Here is a 17,253-nt window from a genome sequence, read left to right as displayed (position 1 = left end):
GACGCTGCGCATGACAGCCCGGTTGATCGCGCTCTATCGCTACTTCAAGCAGGCGGTGCCGTTCCGCCTCATCCCCGCGTTCATCACGACGCTGGTGCTCTTCGGCCTGCTGCTGGTACCGGTCCCGGACGGGCTCAAGCCCGAGGCCTGGCACCTGGTCGCCATCTTCCTGACCACCATCGTGGCCATCATCCTGAAGGTCATGCCGATCGGCGTGATGGCGATGATGGCCATCGTGATCCTGTCGCTGGCGCAGGTGACGTCGCCGACCTCCAAGGGCGCGATCGCCGACGCGCTGAGCAGCTTCTCCAACCCGCTGATCTGGCTGATCGTCGTGGCCGTGTTGATCTCGCGCGGACTCAAGAAGACGGGGCTGGGCAACCGCATCGGCTTGATGTTCATCGCGCTGATGGGCAAGCGCACCGTGGGCATCGGCTACGGCCTGGCGATCTGCGAACTGGTGCTGGCGCCGTTCACGCCGAGCAACACGGCTCGTGGCGGTGGCATCGTCCACCCGATCATGAAGTCGATCGCCAGCGCCTTCGACTCCGATCCGGCCAAGGGCACGCAGGGCAAGGTCGGCACCTACCTCGCGCTGGTCAACTACCACGCCAACCCGATCACCTCGGCGATGTTCCTCACCGCCACGGCGCCGAATCCGCTGGTGGTCGACTACGTTGCCAAGGCCACCGGACAGGCGCTGCACCTCAGCTGGACCACCTGGGCGCTGTGCATGCTGCTGCCGGGGCTGGTGGCGCTGCTGACGATGCCGCTGGTGGTGTTCCTGCTCGCGCCGCCCGAACTCAAGGCCACGCCCAACGCCGTTGAGTACGCACGCGGCGAGCTCGACCGCATGGGGCCGCTGTCGGGCAAGGAGCGCGTGATGCTCGGCGTCTTCGCCCTGATGCTGCTGCTGTGGGCGAACGTGCCCGCGATGATCTTCGGCCCGCGCTGGACGCTGGACCCGACGGTGGTCGCCTTCCTCGGCCTGTTCGCGCTGATCATCACCGGCACCATCGACTGGGACGATGTGCTGTCCGAGAAGAGCGCCTGGGACACGCTGATCTGGTTCGGCGCGCTGGTCATGCTCGCCGAGCAGTTGAACAAGCTCGGCGTGATCTCGTGGTTCTCGATCGGCATGCGCGATGCGATCGTGGCGAGCGGGATGGGCTGGTTCTGGGTGGCCGCCGTGCTGGTGGCGGCGTTCGTGTTCTCGCACTACCTGTTCGCGAGCACGACGGCCCACATCAGCGCGATGATGCTGGCCTTCCTGACGGTCGGCGCGCAGCTGGTGCCGGGGGCGTACCTGGTGCCGTTCATGCTGATGATGACGGCGGGCTCGGCGATCATGATGACGCTGACCCACTACGCGACCGGCACGTCGCCGATCATCTTCGGCAGCGGCTACGTGACGATGGGGCAGTGGTGGCGAGTGGGCGCGGTGATGTGCGTCCTGGAGCTGCTGATCTTCGCGATCGTGGGCACCGCGTGGTGGCGCGTGCTGGGCATGTGGTGAGAGGCAAGGAGCAGGACCGATGAAAACCGCAGTCTTCAGTACCCGCCGATACGACCAGACCCTGCTGCAGCAGGCCAACCGGGAGATCGGCCATGAACTGGTGTTCGTCCAGGACCGGCTGACCGTCGACACGGTGGCGCTGGCCGCCGGATGCAAGGCGGTGTGCGTGTTCGTCAACGATGCCGTGGATGCCGAGGTGCTGACCCGGCTCGCGGCGCAAGGCACGCTGCTGGTGGCGACGCGCTCGACCGGTTTCAATCACATCGACGCGGCGGCCGCGCGCCGTCTGGGCATCGAGGTCGTGCGGGTCACGGACTATTCGCCGTACTCGGTCGCCGAGTTCGCCGTGGGTCTGCTGCTGGCGGTCAACCGCAAGATCGTGCGAGCCAGCGTGCGCACGCGGGACGGCAACTTCGAGCTCGATGGCCTGATGGGCTTCGACCTGCACGGCAAGACAGTCGGCGTGATCGGCACCGGCAAGATCGGAACGATCTTCGCGCGGATCATGGCCGGCTTCGGCTGCACGGTGCTCGGCCATGACGCCTTCCCCAAGGCCGAGTTCGAGGAACTCGGCGGCCGCTACGTGCCGCTGCCCGAGCTGATGGCGCAGTCGGACGTGATCTCGCTGCACTGTCCGCTGACGGAGCAGACGCGGCACATCGTCGACGCGAACTCGCTGGCGCAGCTCAAGCGCGGCGCGATCCTGGTGAACACGAGCCGCGGCGGCCTCGTCGACACCGAGGCGGCGACGCAGGCGCTGAAGACGGGGCAGCTCGGCGGCCTGGCGATCGACGTCTACGAACAGGAAGCCAGCCTGTTCTTCCAGGACCTGTCCTCCACGGTGATCCACGACGACGTGATCCAGCGGCTGGTGTCCTTCCCGAACGTGATCGTCACCGGGCACCAGGCCTTCTTCACCGTCGAGGCCATCGGCCAGATCATGGCCACGACGCTGGAAAGCCTCAGCGCGTTCGAGCGCGGGGAACCGTTGGTGAATCGGATTCCGGAGTGCTGAAAACGCAGGACTCGACGAGGAGCGCGCTTGGCGCTTGAAGGACTCCAGTCGCTCGGGAACCTATCCGGCCACCGTGAACTCGAACACCACCGTCGGCGCCTCATACCGATAGCCCAGCGTCCCGCCGTGCTCCTCGACGATGCGACGCGTGATGTAGAGGCCGAGCCCGAGCCCGCTCCGGTTGGGCGCTCCGCGCTCGAGGCCGCGCTTGAACGGCTCGAACAACTCGGCTGCCACCACTGCCGGGATCTCGTCGGCTTCATTGGCGACGCTGAATCGCTGGCCGCCGTCGCGTGTCGGTTCCAGCGACACCGTGACCGGCCGTCCCGGCGCGCCGTAGTTGCGCGCGTTCGCAATCAGGTTGGACATCGCCTGCGCCAGCCTCACGGAGTCGCCGGTCACCGTGGCCGGTCCCGCCGTGCGGGCGACGATCTCGAAGCCGGGATGTCCCATGCGGACTTCCTCGACCAGGTCCAGCAGCAGCGCCTCCAGGTCCAGTGATCGCAGCTCCGTGTGCAGCTGCATGCCGACCTCGGCACGGCTGAAGTCCAGCACCTGCGTGATGAGCCGGTGCATCCGTCCGCTCGACGCGTCCAGCCGCGCGCCCAGCCGGCCCGTCTGCGCCGGATCGGGCTCGCGCTTGAGCACGCCCGCCACCATCTGGATCGCCTGCAGCGGATCGCGCAGGTCGTGGCCGAGCATCGCCAGCAGGTTGCGCCGCGCCGCCTCGACCTCGGCATGTCGCGCCGCGGCCGCGCGCTGCAGCTCCAGCATCAGCTGCTTGCCGAAGCGGAGGTCCGTCTCGCTCCACGGCTCGGCGCAGTCCTTGACCTGCTCGCGCCATTCCGCGAACGACCCGCGTGGCGTCAGGCGCGGACCGTTGGGGCCGCGCGCCACGACCTTGTCGGGCTGGCCGGCCCAGCGCACCGTCTCGCGCTGTTCCTTGCGCAGCGCGATCAGGCGGCCGCCGTTGCCGGCGTCGAAGGGGATGCACATCGCGCCGACCCATTGGCCGAGCAGCGGCCGGAGCGCCTCCGGCCAGTCGTCCGCGCAGGACCTCAGGGCCGGCATGTCGCCCGTCCAGGGCACCGTCGCGATCGCCACCGCCAGCTCCTGCGGCAGGTCGCCGTCCGAGACCACCTTGCTCTGCTGCGCCAGCACCAGCGTGTCGGCGCGCAGCACGTCGCGCAGGCGCGCCGACTGGCCGAGCAGGGCGGTGATGGCGTCGTCCGCGATCGCCATGTCGCCGGCCAGTTCCCCGACCAGGGTGGCCGTGTCGGCCTGACGCCGCGCGAACTCGCGCGCCTCGATCGTCGCGATCGCCGAGGACAGGATGTTGGCCAGGACGTCGCAGTCCGAGCGCACCGGATACGGCACCTGCAGCGAGCTCATGTGGTGGCACGCGATCAGGCCCCAGAGCTTGTCGTTGACGACGATGGACACGCTCATCGACGCGCCCACGCCCATGTTGTGCAGGTACTCGACGTGGATCGGCGAGACGCTGCGCAGCACCGAGTGCGTCAGGTCCAGCGGCGGCGCCTCCGGGTGGCCGACCAGCGCGACCGCGCGGTAGCTGACGTGCGGGATCAGCCGCAGCGTGTTGAGCAGGTAGAGCCGCCGCGCCTGCGCCGGGATGTCGCTGGCCGGGTAGCGCAGGCCGCGGTAGGAGGAGAGGGTGTCCGCCTTGGCTTCCGCCTCGACCTCGCCGCTGTCGTCGTGGCGGAAGCGGTAGGCCATCACCCGGTCGAAGCCGGTCCACGCGCGGATGGCGTCGACGGCGACCTGCAGCACCGCCTCCATCGATCCGGCGCGTCGGATGCGGTCGTAGACCCGGGCCTGGGAACTCAGCGGCGCCAGCGGCTGGGTGCGGGGCTCGATCTCGATCAAGGTGTGGTGATCGTGGACGTGGACCACCGCGTCGTGCGGCCGGCCGCCGATCTCGACCTCGCAGAAGGCCGGCATGCCCGGCGTCAGCGCGGCTTCGTCGGCCAGCAGGGTGAGCTCGCTGTGGACCGTGCCGGGCAGTGCCAGTTCTTGCCACGGCTGGCCCAGCGCCGGCTGGAGGCCGAGCAGCGCCGGCGCGTTGTCGCTCCAGGCGGCGATGCGGCCCTGGCGCAGCGCGAGCAGCAGGCCGTGCGGCTGTATCGAACCGGGGATGTGGATGGGCTCGTCGGCGCAGGACTGCAGCGTCGGAAACGAAAGCTCGAGACGTTCCATGGTGACTGTGGGACCGGGGCCCCGGACTGTACCGCCGGGCTGGGGTGCCCGGCCTCCTCGCGGACCCGGGCGTGACCCGTCCGATGCCGGGGCGGCCCGGGCCGCCCGGGAGCGCGGATTGCCCCATGCTCCTTCCGGCGCCGAGGTCCTGCGCCCACCCCGGAACTTCGTTCCCCTGGAGGACAGGCGATGAAGCAATTCAGCATCTTCCTGACCGCGTTCTGCGTCACCCTGCTCGCGGCGGCCGCCATCGCGCAGACGGCCGAGCCGCCGGTCACAACCAACGCCAGCCGGCGCCAGTCCGGGACTGTGGGGCCGCCGATCGACGCCGCGTCGATGAATCAGCCCACGGCATCGTCGGCACGACCAGCCGTACCGACGGTCTTGCCGCCTCCAACGCAAACGCCAGCAGCCACGCCGGCGCCAGAGCTTGAACCCGCCGACACCGCGCCGCCCGCGACCGCTGCGTCGGGCGAATCCGCCAAACCCGCCGCGGGCAGCCGCGCCAGCCGCCGGGCGAGTGGGCGTGTGACCGAGGCGGATGGGGCTTCCGGCGGGCTGCCGGTTCGGCCGGATCGGAACTGAAAAGACCGTGCCTGAGGCTTCCAGGGTCTGAAGACTCCCAGAATCACAATCTGGCACTCATCCGGCGGACGGCCGGCGCAAGACCCGACCCCTCCGTGACAACCCTCAGGCGGCAATCCCCCCAGAGGGTGTGGCGGATCCTGTTCAGGTCGGTGATGCCCCCATCGACCACCCTCGGAAGCACTGACACAATCCCCTCCAAAATTCCGAGAGGGAGGGAAAACATGTCAGTTTCCACCGAAGACCGTTTCGCGCCGCCGCAGGCGGTGGTTGCCGACGTCGCGGATGCGGCCGCTGGCGAGGTCCTGGCCGGCCGTGGCGTCCGTTTCGTCGCGGCGATCATCGATGCCGGCATCCTCTGGGCGCTCCTGATGCTGGCCGCCTACCTGGTGCCCGCCGTCAAGGACGTGCTCGACGCACGCGGGCGGAACTTCTCGCTCACCGCCCTGAACCTGTCGTCGCTGGTCCTCGGCCTGGCGGGTTTCCTGATCGTCCAGGCCTGGCCCCTGGTGAGGCGCGGACAGACCGTCGCCAAGATGCTCTTCAAGATCCGCATCGTGCGCACCGACGGCTCCAAGCCGGACGCGTGGCGGCTGCTCGGCCTGCGCTACGGCATCGGCTTCCTGCTGAACGTCAACGGCGTCACGTCGATGATCTACGCGCTGCTCGACTGCCTGCTGATCTTCCGCGAATCGCGCAAGTGCCTGCATGACACGATCGCCGACACGAAGGTGATCAAGCTCTGAGCTCGCATCCCGCCGTGCCCGCGCCGCGCATCGACACGCTGGCGCTGGCCGAGACCCCCGAAGGCATCGTCCTGTCCCTGCGGCCCGCCGGGCTCGTGTCGCGGACCATGGCCTTCCTGCTGGACCTGTTCATCCGGCTGATCCTCGACCTGGTCCTGGCGATGGCGCTCGGGGCCTCGGGCCTGGGCGGCCTGGGCTTCGGCCTGATGCTGATCGGGATGTTCCTGATCGAATGGCTGTACCCGATCGCCTTCGAACTGGGCCGTTCCGGCGCCACGCCCGGCAAGCAGGCGGTGGGCCTGCGCGTGGTCATGGACACCGGCCTGCCGGTCACCCCGGCGGCGTCGGTCACCCGCAACCTGCTGCGCGTCGCGGACTTCCTGCCGCTGGCCTACGCCTTCGGCATCGTGACCCTGCTGCTGAACCGCGACTGCAAGCGCCTGGGCGACCTGGCCGCCGGGACGCTCGTGGTCTACGCGCAGCCGGTGGTCCTGCATGACGCGCCACCTGCGGCGCCTCCGCTGGCGCCGGCACGTCCGCTGAGCCAGGGCGAACAGGCGGCCATCCGGTCCTGGGCCGGCCGCGCGAAGCGCCTGACGCCGGAACGTTTCGAGGAACTCGCGAAGCTGGCCGGCCCCGTGCTGCCGGCCGAGGTGCCGGGCGAGAAGCCGAGCGGCGCGTCCGCACGCCTGCTCGGCGTCGCGCAATGGTTGATGGGGAAGCGGTGACAAGGAAATCCGCATGAGCCCGATGCATTTCGAGGCCACCTACGGCCCGCTGTGGGAAGCCTTCGCCGCGGAACTGGCGCTCGCCAAGCTGGGCAAGAGCGCCGACGGGGCGCTGCTCGCGTCGCAGTACCGCCGCGTCTGCGAGCACCTCGCGCTGGCGCAGTCGCGCGCCTATCCGATCCACCTGGTGGCGCGGCTGGAAGCGCTGACGCAGGACGCCCATCAGCTGATCTACCGCCGTCAGGACTACGGCCTGCGGCAGCTGTCGCGCCTGCTGCGCGTCGATCTGCCCCGCGCCGTGCGCGCGCAGGGGCGATTCGTGCTGGCGGCGCTGCTGCTGTTCGCGCTGCCGCTGGTCGTGGCCTTCCTGCTGGCCTGGTCCGGACCGGACTTCGCCCTCCGGATGCTGGACGCGAGCCAGCTGCGCGAGTACGAGTCGATGTACGGCGACGGCAAGCGCGCCTTCGGCCGCCTGCGCGAGGCCGGCGACGACTGGCAGATGTTCGGCATCTACATCTTCCACAACGTCGGCATCGGCTTCCGCTGCTTCGGCGCCGGCATCCTGGCGGGCGTCGGCAGCGCCTTCGTGCTGCTCTACAACGGGCTGATGATCGGCGCGGTCGCCGGCCATCTGACGCGCGTCGGGCTCGGTCACAACTTCTGGCCCTTCGTGGTCACGCATTCGGCCTTCGAGCTGAGCGGCATCGTGCTCTGCGGCGCGGCCGGGCTGCGCATGGGCCTGGGCTGGCTGGCGCCCGGACGCCTGGGACGCCTCGAGGCACTGGCCGCGTCCGCGCGTGCCGCCGTGCCCATCGTCTACGCGGCCTTCTTCCTGTTGCTGGTCGCCGCCGCCTTCGAGGCGTTCTGGTCCTCCGCGGCGTGGATCGCGCCACCCGTCAAGTACGGCGTCGCGGCCGTGTGCTGGGCGCTGGTGGTGGCCTGGCTGGGGCTGATGGGCAGAAGCACGGGCCGAAGCACGGGCCGGGAGGGCCGCCATGCGCGTTGACGGCCTGGCCATCGTCCTGCGTCCGCGCAGCCAGGGCGAAGCCTGCGACCTGGGGCTGGCGCTGGTGCGTTCGCACGCGGCGTCGATCTGGCGCTGCTTCACGCCGCTGCTGCTGGCCGTCGCGGTACTGGCGATGTGCACCGTGGACCTGGGCGGCACGCTGCCTATCCTGATCCTGTTCTGGCTCAAGCCCTGGCTGGACCGCAGCCTGCTGTTCGTGATGTCGCGCGCCGTCTTCGGCGAGGCGACGCGCTGGAGCGACCTGTGGCGCGCGCGGCGCCAGGTCTTCGGCGGGCAGTTCCTGCGCACGCTGCTGTGGCGGCGCTTCTCGCCGTGGCGCGCCTACACGCAGCCGATCGAACAGCTCGAAGGCCAGCGCGGCGCCGCGCGGCGCAAGCGCGCCAAGCTGATGCTCAACGACAACCGCGGCGCGGCCACGGCGCTGCAGGTCGCCTTCGCGCACGCCGAGGCGGTGCTCGGCTACGCGCTGATCGCGCTGGTCTGGTGGTTCGCGCCGGAGAACCGCAGCGGCGGCGTGCTCGACTGGTTCATCCATCCGGAGGCCCATGCGGCCGGACAGCTGGGGCTGGACATCGCGATCGCCTCGGCCTACGCGCTGGTGGTGCTGTTCCTGGAACCGTTCTACGTCGCGGCGGGCTTCGCGATGTACCTGAACCGGCGCGTGGTCCTCGAGGCCTGGGACATCGAACAGGAGTTCCGCCGTGCGTTCAACTGAACTGCTGCGGGACCTGCTGCTGGCCGCCGTGATCCTGGCGGGCGCGGGCGTGCAGGCGCAGCCGGCCGCGTCGGCGACTGCAGGCGCATCCGCATCCGCATCCGCTCCGGTGCCCGTGCCCGTGAAGGTCGCCGCCTCGGCGATCGACGCCGAGGCCGTGTGGATCGCCGAAGGCGAGGTCCGCGCCGATCCGCTGTGGGCCGGCGAGGAGAAGAAGAAGGTCCTGCGCTTCAAGAAGACCAAGGACGAGGAACCGGAGAAGACGCCCGAGAAGACCGAGAACTTCCGCTGGTGGGTGGACCTGATCAAGAGCCTGTCGGCGGGCCTGCGCGTGGCCCTGTGGCTGATCGGCGCTGCGGCGCTGGTCTGGGTGCTGTTGCGCCTGCGGGACTGGCTCAAGGGACAGGAGGGCGGGCGCGCGCTGAAGACGGCGCCGCCGACCCACATCGGCTCGCTGGACATCCGTCCGGAGAGCCTGCCCGACGACATCGGCGGCGCCGCCCGCGCGCTCTGGCAGCGCGGCGAGCAGCGGGCCGCGCTGTCGCTGCTCTACCGCGGCGCGCTGTCGCGGCTGGTGCACGGACACGGCGTGCCAATCCGCTCGGCCAGCACCGAACGCGAATGTCTGGTCCTGGCCGCGGCGCGCGTGTCGCCGGCCGCGCTGGACTTCCTGTCGCGCCTGGTCTCGGGCTGGCAGACGGTGGCCTATGCGCAGCGCGAGCTGTCCGCGGATCGCTTCGAGGCCCTGTGCGCCGACTTCGACGCCCGGATGGCGGTCGGCGGGACGACCGGTGCTGCCGGGGGCAACGCATCGGCGGTGGTGGGCGGGAGCGCGGCATGACCCGCGAGCGCCTGTTCCTGCTGCTGTCCGCGCTGGTGCTGATCGCCAGCGGCTGGTGGCTCTCGGCCAACACCGAATGGGTGGAGGAGGACGTCCCCCGTCCGGCCACCGGCGAAGCGAAGACGAATCCGGTCTACGCGTTCGAACAGATCATGCGCAAGCTCGGCATGCAGGCCGAGCACCACGAGCAGCTCGACCGCATGCCGCCGGAAGGCGCGCGGCTGGTGCTGCTGTCGGCCGACTGGGACCTGGTGCCGGAACGCGGCGCGCAGCTGCGCGCGTGGGTCGAGCGCGGCGGTCACCTGGTGCTGCTGCAAGGCGCGGACTGGGACGACACGCGGATCGAGAGCTGGGTGCCGGTCTTCGCCGCCGACATCAGCGAGAAGGTCAAGCGCCAGCGGGCGGCGGCGGCATCTGCCGCCCGGTCGAAGCCGGCGGTACCGCCCGCACATGCTGCATCGGCCGGCGCCAAGGCCGGCGAGGGCGATGACGATGAGGACGAAGACCGGGACGAAGCTGCCTCCGAACCGCCGGTCTTCGGCGAGATCGATTCGCTCGACCTCTGCCGCCGCTTCAACTGGGACAAGCGGCTGAAGCTCAAGCCCGGTCGCGAGGCGGTCTGGACACTGACCCAGGAGCACGGCCAGCAACTGATCCGCTCGGCCCACGGCCGCGGCAGCGTGACGGTGCTCAACACGAGCCCGATGCTCTTCCAGGGCCAGACGCCCTTCAAATGCGACACCGCGCTGCTGCTGGCCGCCACCGTGCAGGCCGACCCCGGCGCCACCGTCTGGATCTACCTGAACGAGAAGCGCGAGGCCTTGACGCCGTGGCTGTGGCACGCCGGCTGGATCGCCATCGTCCTGGGCCTGCTCGCGCTGGCCGCCGCGCTGTGGCGGGCCGCGGTGCGCTTCGGCCCGCGCCTGGCCGCGCCGCCGCGGCTGCGCCGGTCGATCTCGGAGCAGGTGCGCGGCATGGGCGCCTACCTGCATCGCCATGGCGGCGATGCCTTGCTCGCCGCGCAGCAGCGCGCGCTGGAGGAGGCGGCGAAGCGGCACGTGCGCGGCTACGCCCGACTGCCGCTGGCCGACCGCGTGCATGCCGTCGCGACCGCGACCGGCGTGGCGCGGGACGACCTGTACGCGGCGATGTCCTCGACCTTCTGCACCCGGGCCGAACTGCCCGCGCGCCTGCATCTGCTCGAGACCGCGCGGCGGCTCCTGCTCAGCCCCATGCATACGCATACGCACACGCACCGCACCCACGACGAAAGACCTTCGCAATGATCAAGCCCGAGGAACTCAAGCTCGCCGCGCACTGGCTGCAGGTGCTGCGCAACGAAGTCGGCAAGGCCGTGGTCGGCCAGCCGGAGGCGGTCGAGCAGATGCTCGTCGCCGTGGTGGCGTCCGGCCACGTGCTGGTCGAGGGCGTGCCGGGACTGGGCAAGACGCTGCTGGCGCGCACGCTGGCGCAGGCGCTGCAGCTGAAGTACGCGCGGGTGCAGTTCACGCCGGACCTGATGCCGGCGGACGTCATCGGCCACAGCGTGCTGGACGACACCGGCGCCGGCCTCGGCCAGTTGCGCGTGCGCAAGGGGCCGGTGTTCACCAACCTGCTGCTGGCCGATGAAATCAACCGCGCGCCGGCCAAGACGCAGAGCGCGCTGCTGGAAGTGATGCAGGAATACCAGGCCACGCTGGAAGGCGAGAGCCTGGGCCTGCCGCGTCCCTTCATCGTGATGGCTACGCAGAACCCGGTGGACACCGAGGGCACCTATCCGCTGCCCGAGGCGCAGCTGGACCGCTTCCTGCTGCAGATCCGCATCGGCTACCCGACGCATGACGAAGAGGCGGCCATCGTGCAGCTGGTGACGGCCAACCGCGCCGGTCACGAGCTGCCGCTGGAGGCGGTGCAGCCGGTGCTGGACGACGTGCAGGTGCTGGAGCTGCAGCGCCTGGCGAGCCTCGTGCACGTGGACGCGAAGGTCGTCGACTACGCGGTGCGCGTGGTGCGGGTGACGCGCAACTGGCCGGGCCTGGAGTTCGGCGCGGGACCGCGCGCGAGCGTGGCGCTGATCCGCGCCGCGCGGGCCGTCGCGCTGATCGAGGGCCGCGACTTCGTGACGCCCGACGACGTCGCCAAGCAGGCGCTGGCGGTGCTGCGCCATCGCGTGACGATGGCGCCGGACGCCCAGATCGAAGGCCGCGACCTCGACGAGATCCTGGCCGCCGCGCTGGAGAGCGTGGAGGCGCCGCGCCTCTGATGGACACCGTGCGCCGCATCGTCCTGCCCAGCCGGGCCAGCATCGGGGTGCTGGCCGGTCTGGCCCTGGCCGCCGCCGTCGCGTTGGCGGCGGGGGCGCCGCTGGCGCTCGTGGCGCCGGTGGGCGCTGCGCTGTCCGGCGTGCTGCTGGTCGTGGCCGGCGTCGACCTGTGGCGCAGCCTGCGCCTGTGGCGCCGCAGCGGCGTGCGGATCGAGCGCCGGCTGCCGGCGGCCTTCGCCATCGGTGCGTCGACCGAGCTGACACTGGACCTCGTCAACGCGAGCGAGCTGGCGTGGCGGATGAAGGTCTTCGACGAGCTCGATCCGCTCTTCGATTTCGAGGGCCTGCCGCGCGCGCTCGTGCTCGGCGCGCAGAGCCGCAGCCGCGTGAGCTTCCGCGTCACGGCGCGCCAGCGCGGCGTCGCGCGGCTGGGCCGCACGCAGCTGCTGTGGCGCACGCGCGCGGGCTGCTTCGAGGTGCGCGACCGTGTCGGCGAAGCGAGCGAGCTGCGCGTCTATCCGAACTTCGCGGCGCTGGCGCGATACGCCTGGCTGTCCGGCGATCGGCGGCTGGCGCAGATCGGCATCAAGACCTTCATCCAGCGGGGGCAGGGCACCGACTTCCGCCAGCTCGCCGAGTACAAGCGCGGCGATCCGCTGCGCCATCTGGACGTGAAAGCCTCGCTGCGGCACCGCAAGCCGGTGGTGCGCGAGTTCCAGGACGAGCGCGACCAGTGCGTGATGTTCCTGCTCGACTGCGGGCGGCGCATGCGCGCGGACGAGCAATCCGCTGGCGCGGGCGAGACCAGCCACTTCGACGACGCGCTGGACGCGCTGATGCTGCTGGCCTATGTCGCGCTGTCGGAGGGTGACGAGGTCGGCGCGATGACCTTCGGCACCGAGGAAGGCCAACGCCGCGACTGCGCGCCGCGCAAGGGCATGGGCACGCTCAACGTGCTGATGAACAAGATGCACGACCTGCAGCCCGGCGGCCACCATTCGGACTACCTGGCCGCGGCGGAGGCCCTGTCGCACCGGCTGCGCAGGCGCTCGCTGGTCATCGTGCTGACCAACTTCCGCGACGAGGACTCGCCCGAGCTGCAGCCCGCGCTGCGCCTGCTGCGCCGGCGCCACCTGGTGCTGCTGGCGAGCCTGCGCGAGACCGCGCTGGGCCGCATCGCCGGGCAGCCGATCGCGGGACCGGAGGACGCCGTCGCGGTCGCGAGCGCGCACCTGCTGTCCCAGGCCCGCCACGACGCCTTCGCCCGGGTGGTCGATCACGACCGCCTGTCCATCGACGTCGAACCGCGCCAGCTCGCGTCGACGCTGGTCAACCGGTACCACGAGGTCAAGCGGGCCGGGTTGCTCTGAGTGGCGCTCGGCGATCTCATCGCATCCAATTCATCGACGGAGGGAACCCATGACTGAACAGACCTTGAACCAATACGCGGCGCCGCGCGCGCATGTGGCCGACGTGAGCTCGTCCGAAGGACCGGGGGAACTCAATCTCTTCTCGGCCAAGGGCCGGATCGGGCGGCTGCGCTACCTGGCGTACGCGACCGGCGCTTCGCTCATCCATGGCGCCGTGTCCATGGGCCTGACCTTCGCGCTGGGGAACTCGACCGGGTTCATCGTCCTCGGTCTGGCGGCGTTCGCGGCGGCGCTGTGGTTCACCATCATCACCGGCATCAAGCGTTGCCACGACATGGACATGAGCGGCTGGTGGACGATCACGGTCTTCATCCCGCTGATCGCGCTGATCTGGATCTTCGTGCCGGGCAGCAAGGGCGCCAACCGCTTCGGTCCGCCGCCGCCGGCCAACACCTGGGGCGTGCGCATCCTGGGGATCCTGCTGCCGCTGTTCTTCTTCGTCGGCATCGTCGCGGCGATCTCGGTGCCGGCATACAAGAGCTACGTCAACAAGGCGCGCGCGGCGCAGGCGGCGCAGCAGGTTCAGCCGGCTCAGCAGCCCTGAGCACCGGCTTTGATCGCCAGGCCTGGCTGGGCCTGGCCACTGGATCTGACCAGGCCTGGCCACGCCGGACCAAGGGCTTGAGCGGTGCCGGCGATGAGGCCGCCGCGCGCACTGCGGAGCGGGATTCCCCGCGGGCGGTCAACGAAGGGGAGGGCGCGTCCGTTGCCTCTCCCAGGTTGACCTGTCCCGCGATCGGGACCGCTGCGGGAGCGTGAGATGACAAGAACCAATCGATGCCGCTGGGCCTTCCGGGTCCTGTCACTGGGCGCCGTGCTGACGGCCGGGACGGCCGTCCAGGCGCAGTCGCTGCGCTGCAGCGATGGCGGCGTGCGCGAGGGTGACTCCAAGGTCTTCCTGCTGCGCGCCTGCGGACAGCCGGCCATTGCCGATTCGTACTGCGCGCGGGTGCTGACGAATGCGCCGCCGCCCGTCACGTACTACCCGGGCCAGCCGCCCGTGCAGCAGGTACAGCAGGTGCCGCAGGTCGCCTGCGTGATGACGGACGAGTGGCTCTACGAACGCGGCGACGGCTACCTGCCGGCGGTGATCCGCATCCGCGAGGGGCGGATCATCTCGATCCGTTTCGGCGAGCAGGGAAAGTCGGAGCCGCGCTGACGGCGTGAGCTACCGAGCCTGGCCACACGCACGAGGCGTCTGTCCCGGATGGGGCATGCGCAGAGCGGCGTGTGCGGCTACCCTGTAGTCCCCACGACTTCGCGCCACGCCATGACCACCGACGCCTGCCACCAACTTCGCCGAAGCCTTCTCGACCTCCATCGCGCGCTGGTCGAGCTGGAGCGCGGCGACTACCAGAAGGCCCACGGCCCGCAGAGCGCGGGCGAGTTCCTCCAGGTCATGGCCTTCGGCGAGGAGATGAAGTGGCTGGAGCCGCTCAGCCGGCTGATCACGATGCTGGACGAGGCGATCGACGGCGCCGCGGATGCGACGCAGACGCCGCTGCCGGTGGCCCAGCGCCTGCGCGGGCTGCTCAGCCTGGACCGCGAGAGCGCGGATCCGTTCATGCGCCGCTACGCGGAGCGCTTCGATCAATCGCCGGAGCTGGTGAGCGCGCATGCGGGCGCGATCGCGGCGTTGAAGGCGGTGGGGACGGTGTCGCCTCAGGCCTGATGCTGGGGCCGGAGCGGCGTACGTTCGTCGACTTCAAGAACGGGATTCGACCGGGTTGATCCGATGGATCCATGCACCGGCCACCGCGGCGACCGTCGCGGGGAGGGCCAGCAGAAGGAACACGTAGCCGGTCGCGCCGGCGTACTTCCCCATTTCGGCAGGGAACACGCCATACACCGCCCAGCCAGGCAGCAAGGTCGCGAGCCCGCAGGCGATGGCGACTGACCTGGTCGATTGGATCTTCAAGCGGCGCAGCAGCCACAACGCCGGCAGCAGGCAGAAGACGAGTATTGCGTAGCTGACCGGGACCAGCAGCGCGAACAGGGTCGAGGCGTCCCGTCCGACCAGCGGCAATGCCGCCCCCGCCAGTACTGCCGAAACAAGCAGCGGTGCCGCGCCCGTCGCCAGGATCTGCCTGCGCTCTTGCGCCGACCAGTCTGAAGGGGGCAGGTGTCGAGCGGATTCACTCATCTTTCGAATTGAGGCGTCGTGGGCGATGTCCGGAACATCGTATCAATCGCGCCATATGATTCCGCGGAAGTCGGAAAAACAGGTTCAGGGGAACCCGCGATCAGGTGGCAACGACTGACCCCACGAGGATGGGAACCCATGCGAATCTTTCTGGATGACGAACGCGCGACCCCCGAAGGCTGGACACGCGCCTACTGGCCTGACGAAGTCATCGCGCTGCTGAAGGCCGGCGGCGTCGAGGAAGTCAGCCTCGATCACGATCTGGGCGATGACGAACGCGGCACCGGCTACGACGTGGTCCTGTGGGTCGAGGAAGCCGTGGCGCTTCACGGCTTCGTCCCGCCGCGGATGCGGGTGCATTCCGCCAACTCCTCGGCGCGCGAGAAGATGGAGGCGGGGATCCGGGCCATCGAGCGGCTCAGCTTGGAGAAGCCGCGCGCGCGCTGAACGCAACGAGGCGATCGGGACCAGCCATTTCCGACTCGACCCGATCGACATCCGACGAAACGACGTCAGGCCTTCATCCCCATGCCGGACAGGCTCGGGTGGAGATCCCGGACCGGACTCACGCTTTCCAGCAGCGCGCCCAGGTGCAGCAGCGTGGACTCCGCGAACCACGGCGAGACCAGTTGCACCCCGATCGGCAACCCGTCGCTGCTCGTGCCGAAACGCATCGTGAAGCCGGGCAAGCCGGTCACGTTCAGCGGCGCGGTCGCATCCATCATGTGCAGGGACGACACGGTCTGGCCGTTGATGATGAATTCGCTGGCGTCATGCGCATGGGCAGGCACCGGCGTCACGGGGCAGAGCAGTGCGTCGTAGCGCTGGAAGTACTGCGCGAAGCCGTCCCGCATCACTTCGATCTGCTGCTCGGCGCTGACGAAGTCTTCGATCGAGGTGTCGGGCGTGTCGAAGACGCCCTGGACGTGCTTGAAGATCAAGTCTTCATGTCCGGCCGTGGCCGCCTTGAACGCCGGCTTGGTCTCCATGACCTGCAGCTTCCAGAGCAGCTCCAGCGCGTTGATCTGCTCGAGCACCGGAATGCGCACCGGTTCGACCACGACGCCCTGGCTCTTCAGCGCCTCGGCCGCCGCCTGCACGGTCGCCGCCACTTCGCGGTCGATCGGGCCGAATCCCGGCTCCACCAGCCAACCCACGCGCACCGGTCGATCCGGTGACGCACCCACGCCGGCATCGAGTCCGAGCGGGCTGATCGCGTGGCCGTCCGCGCCGTCAGGCCCGGCCAGCAGCGAATAGGCGAGGGCGATGTCGCGGATGCTGCGCGCGATCGGGCCGACGTGCCAGAAACGGCGCGGCACGCGCGGCCAGATGCCCGTCATCGGAATGCGCCCGTGGGTCGCCTTGAGTCCCATGACACCCGTCAACGCGGCCGGGCCGCGGATCGAGATCGCGATGTCCGTGGCCAGTCCGATCGGCGACATGCCCGCGGCGATGGCCGCGGACTCGCCGCCGCTGGAGCCGCCCGGCGTGCGGTCGAGGTTCCACGGGTTGCGCGTGCGGCCCGACAGCAGGTTGTCGGTCTCCATCCAGAAGGAGAACTCCGGATGGTTGGTCTTCGCGAGCAGGATGCCACCCGCCTGCTTCATGCGCGCCATCGTGGTGGCGTCGGTGCCGGGCATGCGGCCCTTGAAGATGGGCGAGGCGAACTGCGTCGCCACGCCGGCGGAGTCGATGGAGTCCTTGGCCGTGAACGGGACGCCGTGCAAGGGCCCGAGCGGCTCACCGGCCAGGACGGCCGCTTCGGCCCGCTTCGCCGCGCCCAGCGCGTCTTCGGCAAGGGTCACGATCGCATTGATCTGCGGGTCCGCGGCGTGGATGCGATCCAGGTGCGCCTGCACGACCTCGACCGGAGACACCTCCTTGGTGCGGATCATCTGGGCGAGTGTCGTCGCGTCCTGATGGACGAGTGGGTGGTTCATGGCGGTCATCTCGGAGGGAAAGGAGGAAGGTTTGAAAACAAACTACCTAACGTTTGTTAGGGTGAAGATTAAACGTGAATCCGCTGG

At 69.9% G+C, this 17,253-nt stretch carries 18 protein-coding genes; 15 read left to right on the top strand and 3 right to left on the bottom strand.

Going from position 1 to position 17,253, the window contains the following annotated elements; genetic code table 11:
- Positions 1-10 precede the first annotated feature (10 nt).
- Together AC07OZ_RS05300 and AC07OZ_RS05295 are read left to right on the top strand one after the other, a co-directional pair.
- Positions 11-1,516: a DASS family sodium-coupled anion symporter gene (locus AC07OZ_RS05300; protein ID WP_495466104.1), complete on the top strand. Its 1,506-nt coding sequence runs from the start codon at positions 11-13 to the stop codon at positions 1,514-1,516.
- A 19-nt stretch (positions 1,517-1,535) separates the two neighbouring features.
- Positions 1,536-2,531 (top strand): 2-hydroxyacid dehydrogenase, encoded by a 996-nt coding sequence (locus AC07OZ_RS05295; RefSeq protein WP_495466103.1) that lies wholly within the window; start codon positions 1,536-1,538, stop codon positions 2,529-2,531.
- Between the two features lie 60 nt (positions 2,532-2,591).
- Here AC07OZ_RS05295 and AC07OZ_RS05290 read toward each other — a convergent pair whose 3' ends face one another.
- Positions 2,592-4,748 carry an ATP-binding protein gene (locus AC07OZ_RS05290; protein WP_495466102.1) on the bottom strand — a complete coding sequence of 719 codons (2,157 nt, stop codon included), beginning with the start codon at positions 4,746-4,748 and terminating at the stop codon, positions 2,592-2,594.
- Between the two features lie 189 nt (positions 4,749-4,937).
- Between AC07OZ_RS05290 and AC07OZ_RS05285 the strand changes: the two genes are divergently transcribed.
- The 12 genes from AC07OZ_RS05285 to AC07OZ_RS05230 all read left to right on the top strand — a co-directional run bounded on the left by AC07OZ_RS05285 (position 4,938) and on the right by AC07OZ_RS05230 (position 14,755).
- On the top strand, positions 4,938-5,333 hold the full coding sequence (locus AC07OZ_RS05285) for a hypothetical protein (protein WP_495466101.1): 396 nt from the start codon (positions 4,938-4,940) through the stop codon (positions 5,331-5,333).
- Positions 5,334-5,557: 224 nt separating this feature from the next.
- Complete coding sequence (locus tag AC07OZ_RS05280; RefSeq protein ID WP_495466100.1) at positions 5,558-6,079, top strand: RDD family protein; 522 nt, start codon at positions 5,558-5,560, stop codon at positions 6,077-6,079.
- A gap of 14 nt (positions 6,080-6,093) precedes the next feature.
- On the top strand, positions 6,094-6,807 hold the full coding sequence (locus tag AC07OZ_RS05275) for an RDD family protein (protein ID WP_495466099.1): 714 nt from the start codon (positions 6,094-6,096) through the stop codon (positions 6,805-6,807).
- A 13-nt stretch (positions 6,808-6,820) separates the two neighbouring features.
- Positions 6,821-7,813 carry a stage II sporulation protein M gene (locus tag AC07OZ_RS05270; protein ID WP_495466098.1) on the top strand — a complete coding sequence of 331 codons (993 nt, stop codon included), beginning with the start codon at positions 6,821-6,823 and terminating at the stop codon, positions 7,811-7,813.
- Positions 7,803-8,549: a hypothetical protein gene (locus AC07OZ_RS05265; RefSeq protein ID WP_495466097.1), complete on the top strand. Its 747-nt coding sequence runs from the start codon at positions 7,803-7,805 to the stop codon at positions 8,547-8,549. The genes AC07OZ_RS05270 and AC07OZ_RS05265 overlap by 11 nt, the downstream gene beginning before the upstream one ends.
- The gene (locus AC07OZ_RS05260) at positions 8,536-9,390 is read left to right on the top strand and encodes a DUF4129 domain-containing protein (protein WP_495466096.1); all 855 of its coding nucleotides are present in this window, start codon (positions 8,536-8,538) and stop codon (positions 9,388-9,390) included. Before AC07OZ_RS05265 ends, AC07OZ_RS05260 begins: the two co-directional genes overlap by 14 nt.
- Positions 9,387-10,676 carry a DUF4350 domain-containing protein gene (locus AC07OZ_RS05255; RefSeq protein ID WP_495466095.1) on the top strand — a complete coding sequence of 430 codons (1,290 nt, stop codon included), beginning with the start codon at positions 9,387-9,389 and terminating at the stop codon, positions 10,674-10,676. Before AC07OZ_RS05260 ends, AC07OZ_RS05255 begins: the two co-directional genes overlap by 4 nt.
- Positions 10,673-11,653 (top strand): AAA family ATPase, encoded by a 981-nt coding sequence (locus AC07OZ_RS05250; RefSeq protein WP_495466094.1) that lies wholly within the window; start codon positions 10,673-10,675, stop codon positions 11,651-11,653. The genes AC07OZ_RS05255 and AC07OZ_RS05250 overlap by 4 nt, the downstream gene beginning before the upstream one ends.
- A complete protein-coding gene (locus AC07OZ_RS05245; RefSeq protein WP_495466093.1) occupies positions 11,653-13,023 on the top strand; it encodes a DUF58 domain-containing protein in 1,371 nt (456 codons plus the stop codon). Before AC07OZ_RS05250 ends, AC07OZ_RS05245 begins: the two co-directional genes overlap by 1 nt.
- 49 nt (positions 13,024-13,072) lie before the next feature.
- The gene (locus AC07OZ_RS05240; protein ID WP_495466092.1) at positions 13,073-13,627 is read left to right on the top strand and encodes a DUF805 domain-containing protein; all 555 of its coding nucleotides are present in this window, start codon (positions 13,073-13,075) and stop codon (positions 13,625-13,627) included.
- Between the two features lie 216 nt (positions 13,628-13,843).
- A complete protein-coding gene (locus AC07OZ_RS05235) occupies positions 13,844-14,242 on the top strand; it encodes a DUF2845 domain-containing protein (protein WP_495466091.1) in 399 nt (132 codons plus the stop codon).
- 111 nt (positions 14,243-14,353) lie between these two features.
- Positions 14,354-14,755: a hypothetical protein gene (locus tag AC07OZ_RS05230; protein WP_495466090.1), complete on the top strand. Its 402-nt coding sequence runs from the start codon at positions 14,354-14,356 to the stop codon at positions 14,753-14,755.
- 33 nt (positions 14,756-14,788) lie between these two features.
- Here the strand turns inward: AC07OZ_RS05230 and AC07OZ_RS05225 are convergent, their stop codons facing one another.
- A complete protein-coding gene (locus tag AC07OZ_RS05225) occupies positions 14,789-15,226 on the bottom strand; it encodes a hypothetical protein (RefSeq protein ID WP_495466089.1) in 438 nt (145 codons plus the stop codon).
- A 138-nt stretch (positions 15,227-15,364) separates the two neighbouring features.
- Here AC07OZ_RS05225 and AC07OZ_RS05220 point away from each other — a divergent pair, with 138 nt between their 5' ends.
- On the top strand, positions 15,365-15,673 hold the full coding sequence (locus AC07OZ_RS05220; protein WP_495466088.1) for a cyclic-phosphate processing receiver domain-containing protein: 309 nt from the start codon (positions 15,365-15,367) through the stop codon (positions 15,671-15,673).
- Positions 15,674-15,738: 65 nt separating this feature from the next.
- On the opposite strand, the gene AC07OZ_RS05215 is transcribed toward AC07OZ_RS05220, so the two are convergent.
- On the bottom strand, positions 15,739-17,166 hold the full coding sequence (locus AC07OZ_RS05215; protein WP_495466087.1) for an amidase: 1,428 nt from the start codon (positions 17,164-17,166) through the stop codon (positions 15,739-15,741).
- Positions 17,167-17,253 lie beyond the last annotated feature (87 nt).

The sequence above is a fragment of the Roseateles sp. GW821-FHT09G03 genome, assembly GCF_059416045.1.
Note: the sequence above shows the minus strand (reverse complement) of the source record. Positions and strands in the feature narration are given on the sequence as shown.